The organism is Glycomyces sp. NPDC048151, assembly GCF_043202775.1.
Classification (GTDB): domain Bacteria; phylum Actinomycetota; class Actinomycetes; order Mycobacteriales; family Micromonosporaceae; genus Glycomyces.
Genome location: NZ_JBIDBB010000007.1, coordinates 381,549 through 396,359, shown reverse-complemented (window position 1 = coordinate 396,359; position 14,811 = coordinate 381,549). Strand labels below are relative to the sequence as shown.

At 72.5% G+C, this 14,811-nt stretch carries 11 protein-coding genes and 1 pseudogene; 6 read left to right on the top strand and 6 right to left on the bottom strand.

Going from position 1 to position 14,811, the window contains the following annotated elements:
- Positions 1 to 458 precede the first annotated feature (458 nt).
- From ACGGCP_RS19310 to ACGGCP_RS19290, 5 genes are all read right to left on the bottom strand, one after another.
- Positions 459 to 1,013 (bottom strand): hypothetical protein, encoded by a 555-nt coding sequence (locus ACGGCP_RS19310; RefSeq protein ID WP_270121886.1) that lies wholly within the window; start codon positions 1,011 to 1,013, stop codon positions 459 to 461.
- 62 nt (positions 1,014 to 1,075) lie between these two features.
- Positions 1,076 to 1,744 (bottom strand): hypothetical protein, encoded by a 669-nt coding sequence (locus ACGGCP_RS19305; RefSeq protein ID WP_392967940.1) that lies wholly within the window; start codon positions 1,742 to 1,744, stop codon positions 1,076 to 1,078.
- 8 nt (positions 1,745 to 1,752) lie between these two features.
- Complete coding sequence (locus ACGGCP_RS19300) at positions 1,753 to 4,590, bottom strand: FtsK/SpoIIIE domain-containing protein (protein WP_392967938.1); 2,838 nt, start codon at positions 4,588 to 4,590, stop codon at positions 1,753 to 1,755.
- Between the two features lie 2 nt (positions 4,591 to 4,592).
- Complete coding sequence (locus tag ACGGCP_RS19295) at positions 4,593 to 5,369, bottom strand: hypothetical protein (protein ID WP_392967936.1); 777 nt, start codon at positions 5,367 to 5,369, stop codon at positions 4,593 to 4,595.
- A gap of 21 nt (positions 5,370 to 5,390) precedes the next feature.
- Positions 5,391 to 5,657, bottom strand: a complete 267-nt coding sequence (locus tag ACGGCP_RS19290; protein WP_208496661.1) for a hypothetical protein — start codon at positions 5,655 to 5,657, stop codon at positions 5,391 to 5,393.
- Positions 5,658 to 5,837: 180 nt separating this feature from the next.
- Between ACGGCP_RS19290 and ACGGCP_RS19285 the strand changes: the two genes are divergently transcribed.
- The 3 genes from ACGGCP_RS19285 to ACGGCP_RS19275 all read left to right on the top strand — a co-directional run bounded on the left by ACGGCP_RS19285 (position 5,838) and on the right by ACGGCP_RS19275 (position 8,622).
- Entirely contained in the window at positions 5,838 to 7,142 is a 1,305-nt protein-coding gene (locus ACGGCP_RS19285; RefSeq protein WP_392968052.1) for a PhoH family protein, read from the top strand.
- Between the two features lie 69 nt (positions 7,143 to 7,211).
- The gene (locus ACGGCP_RS19280) at positions 7,212 to 7,901 is read left to right on the top strand and encodes a lytic transglycosylase domain-containing protein (protein ID WP_392967934.1); all 690 of its coding nucleotides are present in this window, start codon (positions 7,212 to 7,214) and stop codon (positions 7,899 to 7,901) included.
- 58 nt (positions 7,902 to 7,959) lie between these two features.
- Entirely contained in the window at positions 7,960 to 8,622 is a 663-nt protein-coding gene (locus ACGGCP_RS19275) for a lytic transglycosylase domain-containing protein (protein WP_392967932.1), read from the top strand.
- A gap of 27 nt (positions 8,623 to 8,649) precedes the next feature.
- Here ACGGCP_RS19275 and ACGGCP_RS19270 read toward each other — a convergent pair.
- Positions 8,650 to 9,276: pseudogene (locus ACGGCP_RS19270) on the bottom strand (DUF998 domain-containing protein); the annotation flags it as partial.
- Positions 9,277 to 9,455: 179 nt separating this feature from the next.
- Between ACGGCP_RS19270 and ACGGCP_RS19265 the strand changes: the two are divergent.
- The 3 genes from ACGGCP_RS19265 (at position 9,456) to ACGGCP_RS19255 (ending at position 14,770) form a co-directional block, all read left to right on the top strand.
- On the top strand, positions 9,456 to 11,222 hold the full coding sequence (locus tag ACGGCP_RS19265; RefSeq protein ID WP_392967930.1) for a thioredoxin domain-containing protein: 1,767 nt from the start codon (positions 9,456 to 9,458) through the stop codon (positions 11,220 to 11,222).
- Positions 11,223 to 11,333: 111 nt separating this feature from the next.
- Positions 11,334 to 13,019, top strand: a complete 1,686-nt coding sequence (locus ACGGCP_RS19260) for an ABC transporter transmembrane domain-containing protein (RefSeq protein WP_392967928.1) — start codon at positions 11,334 to 11,336, stop codon at positions 13,017 to 13,019.
- On the top strand, positions 13,019 to 14,770 hold the full coding sequence (locus ACGGCP_RS19255; RefSeq protein WP_392967926.1) for an ABC transporter ATP-binding protein: 1,752 nt from the start codon (positions 13,019 to 13,021) through the stop codon (positions 14,768 to 14,770). The genes ACGGCP_RS19260 and ACGGCP_RS19255 overlap by 1 nt, the downstream gene beginning before the upstream one ends.
- Positions 14,771 to 14,811: the final 41 nt, after the last annotated feature.

Here is a 14,811-nt window from a genome sequence, read left to right as displayed (position 1 = left end):
GTCCGCGCGTTTTGGCCCGAATCGCCGCATGCTGCGCCGTCCTGGGCGAAGATGCAGGTCTGCACGCCCGCATCCGAGTGTCGAAGCGTTGGAGAGGTCCATGGCGCACCGGGAACCGGAACCGCAGTCGAGCCGCGCCAGGGGCGCGACGATCGGCTTCGTGATCGCGATCGTCCTCGTCCTGGCGGTCGTCCTCGCCTTCTTCCTCCTATGAGCACGGCCGCTGCGCGCACCGCGCACGGCGAAAGGGCGGGGACGCGTGCGCGTCCCCGCCCTTGAACAACCCTGCGGCCGCTAGGGGGTGTTGACGAATCCGTGGCGAGTCGGTATCCGAGTCCGTTCGTTCGCTCGCAAGGCGGAGGGGCCTTTGCATACCGGTGTTGTATGCGAAGGCCCCGACAACGCAGCGAGCGGGCGAACGGGCCGGATAGCGGCCGCCAGGGGTTCGTCAACACCCCCTAGACCGACGGCCCCCGGCGGCGCAGCTCGTCGACGCTCACCATCGCCTCGCGCAGCTCCTTGAGCCAGTCCTCGGCGTGCTGCTCGACCAGGCGCACGCACCACGCGAGCGCGTCCGAGCGCGAAGCGGCCACGCCCGAGCCCACGAGGGTGTCGAGCACCAGCCGCTCGGGCTGGCGCAGACGCGTCGTCACCGGCAGCGACTGGTGCGTGAACACCATCGTCGTCGAACCGCAGCGCGCGCCCCACGACGCCTGCCGGTGGTACCGGTACTGCAGCTGCTGCGCGATCTGCACGCGCATGTCCCGCGTCGCCTCCCGGAAGCGCGAGATCCGGCCCTCCTCGGTCGCGGCCCGGTCGGACTCGGTCGCGTCGGCCGGGTGGTCCGGGGTCGGCAGCGGGCAGATGATGATCATCTCGTCGCGGTCCACGGTCACGTCGGGCATGCCGGCGATCCAGCCGTCCGGGACGATCCCGTAGATCCAGGCGGGGGCGTCGTCAGTGGACGGCAAGGGGCCGTAATGCCACGAGCCGGTGTCGTCGATGGCGGCCATTGACGGGACTCCTCACGTTTCTGTTGACGCATCAGGTGTACCCCATGGCGTCAACCACCCCGCTAAAGCCCCCGCATGAACAGCCCGGCCAGCGCGCACACCGCCACGATCGCGGCCCCCACGCACACGAGCGTCTGGCCCGGGCGCGGGCGCACCCGGTACTGCCAGGACAGCCACGCGCCCAACACGATCGGGCCTGTCCCTATCCCCGCGAACAGGGTCAGCGCGGCCAGGGCCTCGGCGAACTGGAGGCCCTCGGACTTGAGCATCCCCAGGGCCGCCCAGACCGCGAGCGCGCCGAGCGCGAGGCCGATCGCGGCCGCCGTGACCTCGGTGTGCCGGGGCGCCTCGATCGGGAGTTCACCCTGCCGGGCGAGCGAGAGCAGCCGCTCGGAGCGCTCCAGGCGCTCCCGGACGCGCTCGGGGCCGGGGTCCGGGTCGGGGTCGCCCGCCGACGGCGTGGGGCCGGTGCGGCGGTGGCCCACGAAGTCGCCGAGGGACCGCCACAGGACCGCGACGGTCTTGTCGGTCTCAGCCACGAGCGTCGCGGCGTTCACCGAGTCGCTGTTGGCCTGCTCGCGCGCGGCCCGCGCGGCCTCGACGGCGGCGGCGAGCCGGTCGGCCTCGGCGCGGTAGGCGGCGACGGCGGCGCCGATCTCGGCGTCGGCGTCGGCGCGTTCCTTCAGGTAGGCGGCGACGGCGCTGGTGTAGTCGGTGTCGACGGTCGGCATGGCGCTCCTTACGGCAGGTCGAGGACGGCCTCGGGCCGCGGGAGCCGGGCGGTCGTCATATAGGGGATGACGACCTGCGGGGCCCGGTGCCTCGCGCGGTCGAAGTAGAGGCCGCGCCGCTCGCGCGGGTACCAGGCCGGGCCGCCGCTGGCGGGCGAGAGCGGGGCGAGCTCGGGGCCCTGCACGTCGAGGGCGAGCCAGGCGTCGACGGCGTCGAAGCGGGCCGAGAAGCCGCCGAGGTCCTCGCGCAGGCGCGGCACGGACCGCCACCAGCCGAGGGTGTGGAGGTGGCGTTCGGGGCCGTCGATGAGCATGGCGCGCAGGGCGGCCGTCCCGGCGGCGTCGAGGCGCGCGGACCCGGCGTCGACGGCGTAGACCAGGTTGAGGCGCAGGGTGCCGTCGCAGCGGCGGTCCCAGTCCTTGCAGACTTCGTCGAGGCCGTCGTGCCAGTCGACTTCGGCGCCTTCGGTCTCGAGCGCGGAGGCGAGGGCCAGCGCGGAGGAGGCGGCGTCGGGTTCGAGGCAGCAGATGTCGACGCCGATGCGCTGGCCGCGGGCGGCGGTGAGGGCGGCGGCGGCGAGGATGTCGGCGGCTTCGGTCCCTCTGGTGCCGAGGACGGCGAGGTTGCGGCCGGGCGCGCGGTGGAGGGCGAGTTCGGCGCCGCGGGAGGCGACGTCGATGGTCTGGCCGAGGAGCGCGGTCTCGGGTGGCGGTGCGGCGGCGGTGAGTTCGGGGACGTGGTCGCCGTCGAAGAGCGCCGGCGGCTCGTTGCCTGTGGGGCGGGCTTCCCAGAGGCGTTTCTGGAGCGGTTCCCAGGCGTCGGCGTGCCCGGCGTTGGGGACGGCGACGATCTTGTTGGCGTTGGAGTGGCCGGACTCGTCGTTGACGACGGCGTGGAAGCGGGCGACGGTGTCGGCGGCGTGGTTGTTCTCGGCGAGGACCCTGCGGGCCTTGGGGAGCGCGACGCGCAGCGTGAACTGGGCGACGAGGCTGGGGCGGCCCCAGAGGGCCTCGATCCCGGCGATGTCCTGGGAGGCGAGCACGAGGTGGATGCCTTGGCTGCGGCCGCGGCGGGCGAGGTCTTCGAGGAGCTGGACGGCTTCGTCGGTGACGGCGTCGCGGGCTTCGAGGAGGACCTGGAACTCGTCCACGACGGCGACGATGCGGGGCCAGTGGCCTTCGGGGTCGGCGGCGCGGAGCTCTTCGAGTTTGGTGGCCTCGTGGGCTTTGGCGGCTTCGGCGCGGCGGCGGAGCTCCTCTTTGAGGTGGCGCAGGAGGGCGAGGCCGAATTCGCGGTCGTCGTTGATGTTGACGCCGACGAGGCGGACGTGCGGGAGCCAGGTGGGGTCGCGGCGGCCGGAGGCGAAGCGCGCGAAGGAGACGCCTTCTTTGAAGTCGAGGAGGTACAGCTCGAGTTCGCCGGGGCTGTAGTTGGAGGCGAGCCCGGCGATCCAGGCGTAGAGCAGGTTGGTCTTGCCGGAGCCGGAGGGGCCGCCGACGAGGGCGTGGGGCGGGTTGTCGCCGAGGGCGAGCCGGGCGACGTCGCCTGCGGCGGTCTCGCCGATGGCGGCGTAGAGGCCGGTGGCGGAGGAGGCGGCCCAGAGGCGCTGCGGGAGGAGGTCGACGAGGCGGGCGGGTTCCCTTCCGGCGCTGTGCTTCTCGGCGATGGCTTTGGCGGCGGCGGTGATGGTGCTCAGGGGCGGGGGGCCGTCGAGTCGGAGGCGGGCGCCGGGCAGTCCGGTGTAGCTGGTCGCGGTGAGGCGGGGCAGGTCGGCGGGGCCTGCGGTGTCGTCGCCGACGACGACGAGGTGGACCCCGGCGGCGACGCCGGTGCGGCGCAGCCGCGCGAGCTGGGCCTGGTCGTGGGCGGGCCAGGCGGCGAGGTCGGCGTTGAGCAGGACGAGGACCCGCCAGGGCTCGGGGCGGCGGCCGGTGGCGGCGGCGAGTTCGGCGAGCGAGGCGTGTTCGCCCGCAAGCACTTCGGCGTTGACGCGGCGGACGGTCTCGACGAGCGAGTCGAGGGTTTCGCGCAGGCCGGAGGGCCCGACGAACGAGAGCAGCCCGGCCTTGCCGAGGGCCGCGAACGCCGAGAGCGACCCGCCGAGGTGCTCGGGGTCGTACACGTGGAGGCGGACGAGTCCGGCGGGCACGGCCCCGACGGACCGCAGCAGGAGTCCTGGAAGTGCTTGGGCCGCATCGGAGTCGATGCGCAGATGCGACCGGTCGAGCAGCGGCACGAGCGCAGGGAGTGAGATTGTCGTCACTGAGGGTGCTGAATTGTCGTACCCCCCTGCCACACTGGACACGTCGGCGGATGCAACCGCTGCACCGGAACGAATCCGGAATTTTCCGGAGGCACCGGGGTCATCACCACTCTCGACCGGAGCGCGCCCGGTCGAGGCGGCAGCCGACATCACGGCGGTGGCGGTGGTGGGTGGGTGGGGAGGGAGGGAGGGCCCCAGAGGAAGCGACATCGACTCGCTCCCGACGAGGTCGCCGACACGAAGCATCGGGGCAGCGCCCCGGTCGAGGCCCGATTCGACCTGCCATTCGCTCCACTTCGCCCCGGCGGCCGCCGGGGCTGCCCGGCGGGCCGCCGCCATCGCGGCTTCGTGGCCGTCTTGCACCGCGGCGGCTTTGCGGGCCTCCAAGGTCGCGAGCATCTTCTCGTGGATGCCCTTGAGCTGGGCCTGCTTGCGGCTCGCGTCGGTGATCGCCCGCTCGGACCGATCGCGTTCGGCCTCGGCCTCGGTCGCGGTGCGCTCGGCGAGGAACCGGGCCTCGCCGCGGGCGCGTCCGAGTTCGTCGCCCATGGCCGTCACCAGTCGTCGCCGCCAGCTGCTCATGGTCAGGCCTTCCGCTCGCTTTTGCTCAACCGGTGCAGGGCCGCGACCAGCGCCGGACCCATCGCCGCGGTCCGCGCCGCGTCGCCGTCTTCGTCGGCGCCCTTGCGCCCCAGGGTGCAGGCGGAGGCGAGCGCCGCTCCGATGTGGTCGGGCTCGGCGTTGGGGACGAGCGACCGGATCTTGTCGGCGCACTTGTCGCGCAGCCCCGCGACGTCGCGCGCGGTCGGCGTGCGCCCCAGGTGCTCGGCGGCGAGGGTGCGCACGAGCGGCCAGGCGAGGCCGGGGAGTTTCACGCCGGTCTGGGGTCCGGCGTCGCGCAGGCGCTTGCAGTAGGCCTCGGCGTTGCCGTCCCCGGCGGCTTTGAGCAGGTCGTTGAACAGGCGCGTGGGCGGGACCTGCTGCGGGTCGGCGGCGCCGGTGCGGCCGCACAGCTCGTTGACGCGGTCGGTCCACCACCGGCGCGGGTCGACGGGCGGCGGCGCGGCGGCTTTGCCCTTGGGGGCCAAGGCGGCCGGGGTGGCGGCGCCGGCTCCGGCGCCGATACATGCGAGGTAGTCGTCGATCGCGGTGGCGGCCTCAGTGATGCGCAGGCGCGCCGCGTCGAGGCGTTCGCGGGCGGCGCCGAGCTTGTGGAGCCCGATCTCGCCGGTCGACTCGCGCGAGGCCTCCTTGAGTTCCGCCTGGGCGGCTTCGAGGCACTGGTCGGCGGTGTCGAGGGCGGGCAGCGGGAGGTCGGCGGCCAGGGCCTTGAGGCGCCCGGCGAGGGCGGCGACGTCCACAGGGGCTCCGTTCTACAAGGGCTAGAGGGTCGCGGCGTACGCCTCCGCCTGCTCGGCGGCGGCGAACGTGGCGGCGAGGGACTGTTCGAGTTCGGCGGCCGCCTGGGCGAGCGCGGCCTGGGCGGTGGCGACCGAGTCGTGGCCCGACCCGGCGGTGACGGCGGTGAGGCTGCCTTGGGCGGCCTCGATGTTCTGGCTGGCGGAGGCGATGGCGGCCTGGCCGTCGCGCACCTGCTGGAGCGCGGCGGCGATGGCGGACTTGAGTTCGGCGACGCTCACGGTGGACACAGGCTCATTCTCACCGAGAAAACGTCCACATTCAGTGATCGGCGGATAACGCGGCGTGTCTGCTTTGTCGGATTTCCGACGCTCCGGTGACTACGAGTGTTGCTTTCGATGCATTTAACGGTGGCGGAGTGACGTACCTCCCAACTACAGTGTGAGTACCAACGGGGCCCGCCCCTACACATCGACACCCGGGAGGCGACCGTGCCAGTGCAACGCACTTACGTCCTCGACACCTCGGTTCTGCTATCAGACCCAGGTGCGTTCTCACGGTTCGACGAACACCACGTGGTCATTCCGCTCGTCGTAGTAAGCGAACTGGAGGCCAAACGCCACCACCCCGAACTGGGCTGGTTCGCCCGGGAGTGCCTCAGGCGCCTCGACGAACTCCGCATCAGGCACGGGCGCCTCGACCAGCCGATCCCCGTCGGGGACCACGGCGGTTCCATCCGGGTCGAGCTCAACCACGTCGACACCTCCGGCCTGCCGGCCGGGTTCGCCGTGGACACCAACGACTCGCGCATCATCGCCGTCACCCGGGCACTGGGGCTCGAAGGCGCCGACGCCGTGCTGGTCACCAAGGACATGCCGCTGCGGGTCAAGGCCTCCGCGGTCGGCATCCCCACCGAGGAGTACCGCCACGGCCAGGCCGTGGACCCCACGTGGTCGGGCATGGCCGAGCTGGCCGTCCCCGACGACGTGATCGACCGGCTCTTCGACGGCGGCGACGTGGACCTGCCGCACGACGTGGAGCTGCCGTGCCACACGGGCCTCGTCCTCAACGGCAACAGCTCGAAGGCGCTGGGCCGGGTCACTGTGGACAAGAAGATCCGCCTCGTCAGGGGCCGCGACGCCTTCGGCGTCCACGGCCGCTCCGCTGAGCAGCGGGTCGCGCTCGACCTGCTGCTGGACCCGGACATCGGGATCGTCTCGCTCGGCGGCAAGGCCGGCACCGGCAAATCCGCGATGGCGCTGTGCGCCGGGCTGGAGCAGGTGCTCGAACGCGAGCTGTTCAAGAAGGTCATCGTGTTCCGGCCGCTCTACGCGGTCGGCGGCCAGCAGCTCGGCTACCTGCCGGGCTCCGAGGGCGAGAAGATGAGCCCGTGGGGCCAGGCCGTGTTCGACACGCTCGGGGCCGTCACCAACGACGTGGTGATCTCGGAGGTGCTCGAGCGCGGCATGCTCGAGGTCCTGCCGCTCACGCACATCCGCGGCCGGTCCCTGCACGACGCGTTCGTCATCGTCGACGAGGCGCAGTCGCTTGAACGCGGCGTGCTCCTGACGGTGCTCTCGCGCATCGGCCAGGGCTCCAAAGTGGTGCTCACCCACGACGTCGCGCAGCGCGACAACCTGCGGGTGGGCCGCCACGACGGGGTCGCCTCGGTGATCGACGTGCTCAAGGGCCACCCACTCTTCGCTCACGTCACGCTTACGCGCAGTGAGCGTTCGGAGATCGCGGAGATGGTCACCAACCTGCTCGAAGGCTAGGAATACAGCTCTGGCATGCTGTGTCCCGGGCGTCTGTGGACAGTCGCCCGGGACACAGGAGTAGAGCGAATGATCCCACTGCTGACCCGCTACGGCGCGAAACTCGCCGCCGTGCTCGTCCTCGCACTCGGGGCAGTCATTGGCGTGAACGCCTTGACCGACGATCCGGCCGAGACCGACGCGAACCATCCCAGCCAGGCCGCCGCCGAGCAGCAGGCCGAGGCTGAGGACGCGTACGAAGAGGTCCGCTACCAGCACGTCAACTACATCGCCGAGACCGCCGGGGCCGACGTCAACGTCAAGGCCGAGGCGGTCTTCCAGTACGCCGCGGACAAGGCCAACGGCCTCAACGAGGCCCAGAAGGACGCCGACGAGGCCGAGCAGGCGGCCGAAGAGGCCGCCGAGGAGGCCGCGAACGCGGGCCGCACGAATGTGGACATCCCCGGCAGCTGCAGCGACTACTCGGGAAACAAGGCCACCGGCTGCGCGCTCGCGCAGGAGCACGGCTTCGGGCTCGACGAGATCGGCTGCCTCGTGGCCCTGTGGGACCGCGAGTCGGGCTGGAACGAACTGGCCGCCAACGGCATCGGCGCCTACGGCATCCCGCAGGCCCTGCCCGGCGACAAGATGGCCAGCGAGGGCTCCGACTGGGAGACCAACCCCGTCACCCAGATCGAGTGGGGCCTGGGCTACATCGAGGGCCGCTACGGCACGCCCTGCGAGGCCTGGAACCACTCCGAAGAAGTCGGCTGGTACTAGCAACCACGGCCGCCGCCCGGTCCCCGGGCGGCGGTCTTTTTCTCTCTGGAGCCACCCCATGATCCCGAAGCTGACCCGCTACGGGGCCCGCATCGCCGCCCTCGTGGTGCTCGCGATCGGCGCCGTCGTCGCCGTCTCCGCCATCACCGACGACCCCGCCCGGATCGACGCCGAGCACCCCGGCCAGGCGGCCGCCGAGCAGCAGGCCGACGCCGAGGCGGCGTACGAGGAGGCGCGCGGGCACCACCGCGACTACATCGCCGCGACCGCCGGGGCCGACGTCACCGTCAAGGCCGCCGCGGTCTACGAGTACGCCGAGGACAAGGCGAACGGCCTCAACGACGCCCAGGAGGACGCCGACGAGGCCGCCGCGATGAACACGAACCCGACGTCAGTCGACATTCCCGCCGACTGCGGCGAGTTCACCGGGAACAAGGCCACGGGCTGCGCGCTCACCCTCGAAGCCGGGTTCGACCTGGAGCAGTTCGCGTGCCTGGAGCTCCTGTGGGACAAGGAGTCCGGCTGGAACGAACTGGCCGCGAACTCGATCGGCGCCTACGGCATCCCGCAGTCCTACCCCGGGAGCAAGATGGCGTCGGTCGGCGACGACTGGCGCACCAACCCCGTCACGCAGATCCTCTGGGGCCTGGGCTACATCGAGAGCCTCTACGGGGACCCCTGCGGCGCCTGGGCCAAATCCGAGGCCGAGGGCTACTACTGAGCCCTTGAGCCAGGCGCCCACGAACGCCAGCGCCACCAGCTCCATGCCGACGGTGGTGCGCTGGAGCAGGCCCGCGCCGAACGCGCCGGGCTCGCGCGGGACGCCGAACCACTCGGCGACGTACGGGGCGGAGCAGGCGACGAGGGCGACCACGGCGATCCAGCTGGCCGCGAGGACGGACTTGCGGGTCTTCGCGGAGCATTCGGGGTGCTGCTTGGCCCAGCGGGCGAAGGCGAGGCCCATGACGGCCATGGTGCTGAACGCGCAGAACGCGGCGTAGCGGTGGATCGCGGAGACCAGTGAGACCTCGGGGAGGCCGGGCGGGTCGGTCGGGAAGATCGCGACGAGCGCGAGGAAACCGGCCCAGACGAGGAGCATCGGGCTGAGCCAGCGGGGGGCCTCGACGCGGCGGGCGACGGCGGCGAACGCGGCCGCGCCGAGCCCGAAGAGCACGAGCGCGACGGGCAGGAGCCAGCCGAGCGGGGTGTAGAGGTGGAGGCTGATGACGACCTCGACGGGGTTGAGGCCGGAGGTCGCGTGGAGGACGACCATCGCGGCGAACCCGGCGCCGAGCGCGGTGAACCCGGCCGTCGTCAGTCCCTTGAGGGTGGTCGCAGTGTTGGCACTGTCGCCAAGGGGCGCATGAATGATCATGTCATCAAGGCTCGTGGAATCGGGCTTCGAAATCAGTGACGAAGGCACCCGAATCCCCACCCCCGCCAGCACCCGGCCGGTGGTACCGCAGGCCCTACCAAGCCCGGTGCGGCGTGCGGGTCGGCGGCCGGCTCGGTCGCTCCCGCTCGCCGCACCGCCGGGTGTGCGAGGCTTGAGGGGTGAACGAGTTGGCGGGAGCCCTGTCCCCGTATCTGCGTCAGCACGCCGCGAACCCGGTGGCGTGGCGCCAGTGGAGCGCGGAGGCGCTCGCGGAGGCCGCCGAGCGCGACGTCCCGGTCCTGATCTCGATCGGGTACTCGACGTGCCACTGGTGCCATGTGATGGCGCACGAGTCGTTCGAGGACAAGACGGTGGCCGACTCGGTCAACTCGCGGTTCGTGGCCGTGAAGGTCGACCGGGAGGAGCGCCCGGACCTCGACGCGGTGTACATGCAGGCCACGATGGCGATCACGGGCCAGGGCGGGTGGCCGATGACGGTGTTCGCGTTCCCGGACGGGACGCCGTTCTTCGCAGGCACGTACTTCCCGAAGTCGCACTTCCTGCGGCTGCTCGACGCGGTGCACACGGCGTGGACGACGCAGCGGGAGGAGCTGACGCACCAGGGCGCGGCGATCGTCGAGGCGAGCGCGCAGAGCGGCCCAGCATTCGCGGACGTGACGGTCGCGTGCCCGCTGGACGGGCCGTGCCCGCCCGCGCCGCCGATCCGCACTGACCTGCTGGACCGTGCGGCGGCGACGACGCTGGCGTCGGCCGACACCGTGAACGGCGGGTTCGGGGCCGCGCCGAAGTTCCCGAGCGTCCCGGCGCTGCGGTTCCTGTGCGACGCTTATGTTCGCACCGGGGACGAAAGCCTGCTGGACCACGTGAAGCGCACTGCCGAGCGGATGGCGCGCGGCGGGATCTACGACCAGCTCGAGGGCGGGTTCGCGCGCTACAGCGTCGACGCGGCGTGGACGGTGCCGCACTTCGAGAAGATGCTGTACGACAACGCCGAGCTCCTGTGGCTGTACGCGCGGCTCTCCGGCGAGGGCGAGCTGTTCGCGCGGGTCGCGGACGAGACGGCGGCGTTCCTGCTGGAGCGGTTCTCGACTGCCGAGGGCGCCTTCGCGGCGGCGTTCGACGCGGACACCGACGGCGTCGAGGGCCTGACGTACGTGTGGACCATGGCGGAGCTGGAGTCGGTGCTCGGCGGGGATGCGGCGTGGGCCGCTGAGGTGTTCGGGATCGATCCGGCGAACCCGAACTTCGAGCACGGTGCGAACGTCCTGGAACTTCCTCACGATCCGCGCGACAGCGCCCGTTTCGAGGCGGTGCGGCACCGGCTGCTCGCGGCCCGGCGGCTGCGTCCGCAGCCGGGCCGGGACGACAAGGTCGTGGCGGCCTGGAACGGCCTGGCGATCGCGGCGCTCGCCGAGTACGCCTCGCGCACCGGGCACCGCGACTCACTCCTGGCGGCCGAGCGCGCCGCCGAGCTGCTGCTGCGCGTGCACATCGGCGACGACGGCCGCCTGGCGCGGGTCTCCCTCGACGGGACGGCGTCGGAGGCGCCGGGGATCCTGGAGGACTACGCGGCGGTCGCGCTCGGGTTCCTGCGGCTCGGCGGGGCGTGGACGGCCCGCGCGCAGGGGCTCATCGAGCAGGTCCGCGAGCACTTCACCGATTTCGAGGGCGGGTTCTACGACACGGCCGCCGACGCTGAGGCCCTGGTGACGCGCCCGGCCGACGTGCACGACGGCCCGACGGCGTCGGGCTGGGCGCTGGCGGCGGCCGCGATGCTGGAGGCGTACCAGGCCACCGGCGACGAGACGTACAAGGACGACGCGTGGCGGGCGGTGGCCCGCGCCGAGCCGGTGATGGCCGCGAACCCGCGGTTCACGGCGGGCCTGCACGCGGCGGCGGAGGCGCTGGTCCGGGCGCAGCGCTGAACGGCTGGGCCGGGTGCAAGAAATTGCAGGCCAAGCGGGTTGTGAATCACACCGCGCTTCGTCGTATATCTGCTTGCCGCCCGGCAAGGGCCGTGCCTACGTTTGTGAGTTGTGAAGCCCAACCCGCTGCGCCCCCCTGCCCTGTCCCCCGGTGACATCCCAGCCGACCCGTGGAAGTACCTCTGGTACGTCGCCCGCGCGCAGACCGGCCTGGTCGCGCTCGGGTTCGTGCTCCTCAGCGTCTCCGGCGCGGCCTGGATCCTGCTGCCGTGGACGATCTCGCGGATCATCGACGAAGTGCTGCTCGCGGGCTCGGCCGAGCCGCTCGCGAAGTGGTCGGCCGTGCTCGTGGTCGTCGCGATCGCGTCGTCGTGGGTGTTCGTGGCCGGGTACCGGTCGCTGTTCATGGCCGAGTCGCACGCGCGCGTGCGCACCGTCCGCAACCTCACCGACCACCTGAACCGGGCCGGGACGGGCGTGCGCGGCGCGATCTCCCCCGGCGAGATGGTGAACCTCTCCACTGAGGACGCCCACAAGACCGGTTCGTTCATCTTCCAGCTCGGCTTCGGCTGGATGGGCCTGGTCATGACCGCGGTGGGCGCGGTCCTGCTGTGGCGGGCCAGCCCGCTGTTGGGGCTGACGACGCTCGTCGGCGTGCTGCTCATCGGGTTCGTCGTCGGGCCGGTCCTCGGCCGCCTCCAGCACCACCAGATCGCGTACCGGTCCTCGGTCGCCACCTTGACGGGCCAGGCCAGCGACGTCGTCGGCGGCCTGCGCGTGCTGCGCGGCGTCGGCGGCGAGGCCCAGTTCTCGCAGCGGTACCGGGCGGCCTCGGCCGAGCTGCGCGAGGCCGGGTACGGCGTAGCGACCGCCGACTCGTGGGTGCAGGGCCTCAAGGCGAGCCTGCCGCTGGCGCTCATCGCGGCCGTCACGTGGGTGGGCGCGCGCCTGGCGCTGAACGGGACGATCAGCATCGGCGAGCTCTCCGCCGCGTTCGGCATGACCGCGCTCGTCGCCCAGCACTCGGGCGCGATGATCGGCATGGCGCAGGCCGTGATCGCCGCGCAGGTCGCCTCCCGCAGGCTCACCGCGTTCTTCAACACGCGGAGCGACATCGCCGACGACGGCACCGCCGCCGGTGCCGCGGGCCCGCTGCGCGACCCCGAATCGGGCCTCGCGATCGAGCCGGGCCGCCTCACCGTCGTCGTCAGCGCCGAGGCGAAGCCCGCCGAGGCCGCGATGGAGCGCCTGGCCCGCTACCGCGAGTCCGGCGCCGAATGGGGCGCGGCGCGTCTGGCCGACCTCGCGCTGGACGAAGTCCGCGAGCGCGTGCTGCTCCTGCGCGACGACTACCTGTTCGCCCAGACCCTCGGCGAGACCCTCCGGGTCCCCGAGGAACGCGCGCTGGCCGCGATCGGCGCGGCGGGCGCGGGCGACGTGTTCTCCAGCCTCGGATCCACCATGGACGGCGAGGTCACGAACGGCGGCCGGAACCTCTCGGGCGGCCAGCGCCAGCGGCTGCGCCTCGCGCGGGCCCTCGCGGCCGACGCGGAGGTCCTGCTCGCGGTCGAGCCGACCTCGGCGGTGGACGCGCACACCGAGTCGCTCATCGCCGAGCGCGTCGCCGCGGCCCGCGCGGGGCGGACGACGGCGGTCGTGACGGCGTCGCCGCTGTGGCTCGCCCGCGCCGACCAGGTCGCGTGGCTCGTGGACGGCAAGGTCCGCGCCACCGGCAGCCACGCCGAGCTGTCGCTGCAAGACGAGTACCGGTCCCTCACCTCTAGGCAGGAGTCTTGATGAGCGCCAAGGAAACCAGCGGCCGCCTGCCGATCGCGGGCCGGGCCGAGATGATCGAGGCGATCAAGCGGCTGATCCTCGAGGACAAGCGCGCGTTCGCGGGTGTCGTCGCGCTGTACGTGCTCGCCGCGGGTGCGAGCGCGGCCCTGCCGGTGATGCTCGGCGCGGTCATCGACGGGATCGGGACGGGCTGGACCGCGTCCCGGGTGGACTTGGTGTGCGGCGTGATCGTCGCGTGCGTGCTCCTGCAGCTGGTGCTCATGCGCACCGGCCGCCGCCTCGGCTACCGGCTCGGCGAGCGCGCGGCCGCGCGCCTGCGCGAGTCGTTCATCGACCGGGTGCTGCGGCTGCCGCTGGGGACGGTGGAGCGCGCCGGGACGGGCGACCTCGCGACCCGCACTTCGGGCGACGTGGGCGCGGTGGCGGAGCTGCTGCGCAAGACCGCGCCGGAGGTGGCGGTCGCGATGATCGAGGGCACGGTGATCATCGTGGCGGCGTTCGTCGTGAACCCGCTGCTGGGCCTCTTGTTCGTGGTGGGCATGCCGATGCTGTTCTTCGCCGGGCGGCGGTACCTGCGCAAGGCGAGCCCGGTGTTCCTCTCCGAGCGCGCGGCGATGAGCGAGATCGCCGAGACCGCGACGGCCTCCGCCGCGGGGTCGCAGACCGTTGCGGCGTACCGGATGCAGGAGGAGCGCGGCGCGGCCGGGTACGCGCGGGCAGGCACGCACATGGAGCGGCTCAAGGGGATCGTGCGGCTGCAGACCTGGTTCTTCCCGGCGACGGACCTGACGTTCCTGACCCCGGCGATCGTGGTGACGATCGTGGGCGCGTTCTGGTACCTCAACGACTGGGTGACGGTGGGCGAGGTGGTGGCGGTGGCGATGCTGACGCTGCGCCTCGACGGGCCGGTGTTCCGGTCGATGATGTCGCTCAGCGAGTTCCAGATGGGCGGGGCCGCGATGGCCCGCGTCGAGGGCGTGCACCTCATGCCCGACGAGGTCCGCGAGGCCGAGCCCGACGGCGCGGAGGTGCGCCTGGACGACGTGACGTTCGGGTACGGCGACGGCCCCGACGTGCTGCACGGGTTGAGCCTGCACCCCAAGCGGGGCGAGCGCCTCGTCGTGGTCGGGCCTTCCGGCGCCGGGAAGTCGACGATCGCGCGGCTCGTGGCCGGGATCGACCGGCCGCGTTCGGGTGCGGTGACGCTCGGCGGCGCGCGCGTGGCCGACGTCCCGCTGGAAGTGCTGCGCCGCAAGGTGATCCTGGTGACCCAGGAGCACTACATCTTCACGGCGACCTTGCGTGAGAACCTGAACCTGGCCGCGCCCGAAGCCGACGACGAGGCGCTGCTGTCCTCGCTGGCCACGGTCGACGCCCGCTGGGTCGCGGACCTCCCGGAGGGCCTGGACACGATGCTCGGGGACGAGCACCACCAGCTGAACCTCGCCGAGGCGCAGCAGCTCGCGCTCGCGCGCGTGATCCTGGCCGACCCCGACGTGGTGATCCTCGACGAGGCGACCGCCGGGATCGACCCGGGCAGCGCCGGGAACGTGGAGGCGTCGCTCGCGGCGGCCCTGGACGGCCGCACGGTGATCGCGATCGCGCACCAGCTGCAGGCGGCCGAATCTGCGGACCGGATCGCCGTGGTGCAGGAGGGCCGCATCGCCGAGGAGGGCAGCCACGCCGAGCTGCTCGAGGCGGGCGGCGCGTACGCGAGCCTGTGGTGGGCGTGGAAGGGCGTGGCGGTCTGAGACCGCGCTGACCGGGTCGCTTCCACGTATGGCGGACATGC

Coding starts and splice junctions, on each gene's coding strand:
- ACGGCP_RS19310 (WP_270121886.1), bottom strand. CDS start 1,013: ATGGCCGCCATCGACGACACCGGCTCGTGGCATTACGGCCCCTTGCCG.
- ACGGCP_RS19305 (WP_392967940.1), bottom strand. CDS start 1,744: ATGCCGACCGTCGACACCGACTACACCAGCGCCGTCGCCGCCTACCTG.
- ACGGCP_RS19300 (WP_392967938.1), bottom strand. CDS start 4,590: ATGAGCAGCTGGCGGCGACGACTGGTGACGGCCATGGGCGACGAACTC.
- ACGGCP_RS19280 (WP_392967934.1), top strand. CDS start 7,212: ATGATCCCACTGCTGACCCGCTACGGCGCGAAACTCGCCGCCGTGCTC.
- ACGGCP_RS19275 (WP_392967932.1), top strand. CDS start 7,960: ATGATCCCGAAGCTGACCCGCTACGGGGCCCGCATCGCCGCCCTCGTG.
- ACGGCP_RS19255 (WP_392967926.1), top strand. CDS start 13,019: ATGAGCGCCAAGGAAACCAGCGGCCGCCTGCCGATCGCGGGCCGGGCC.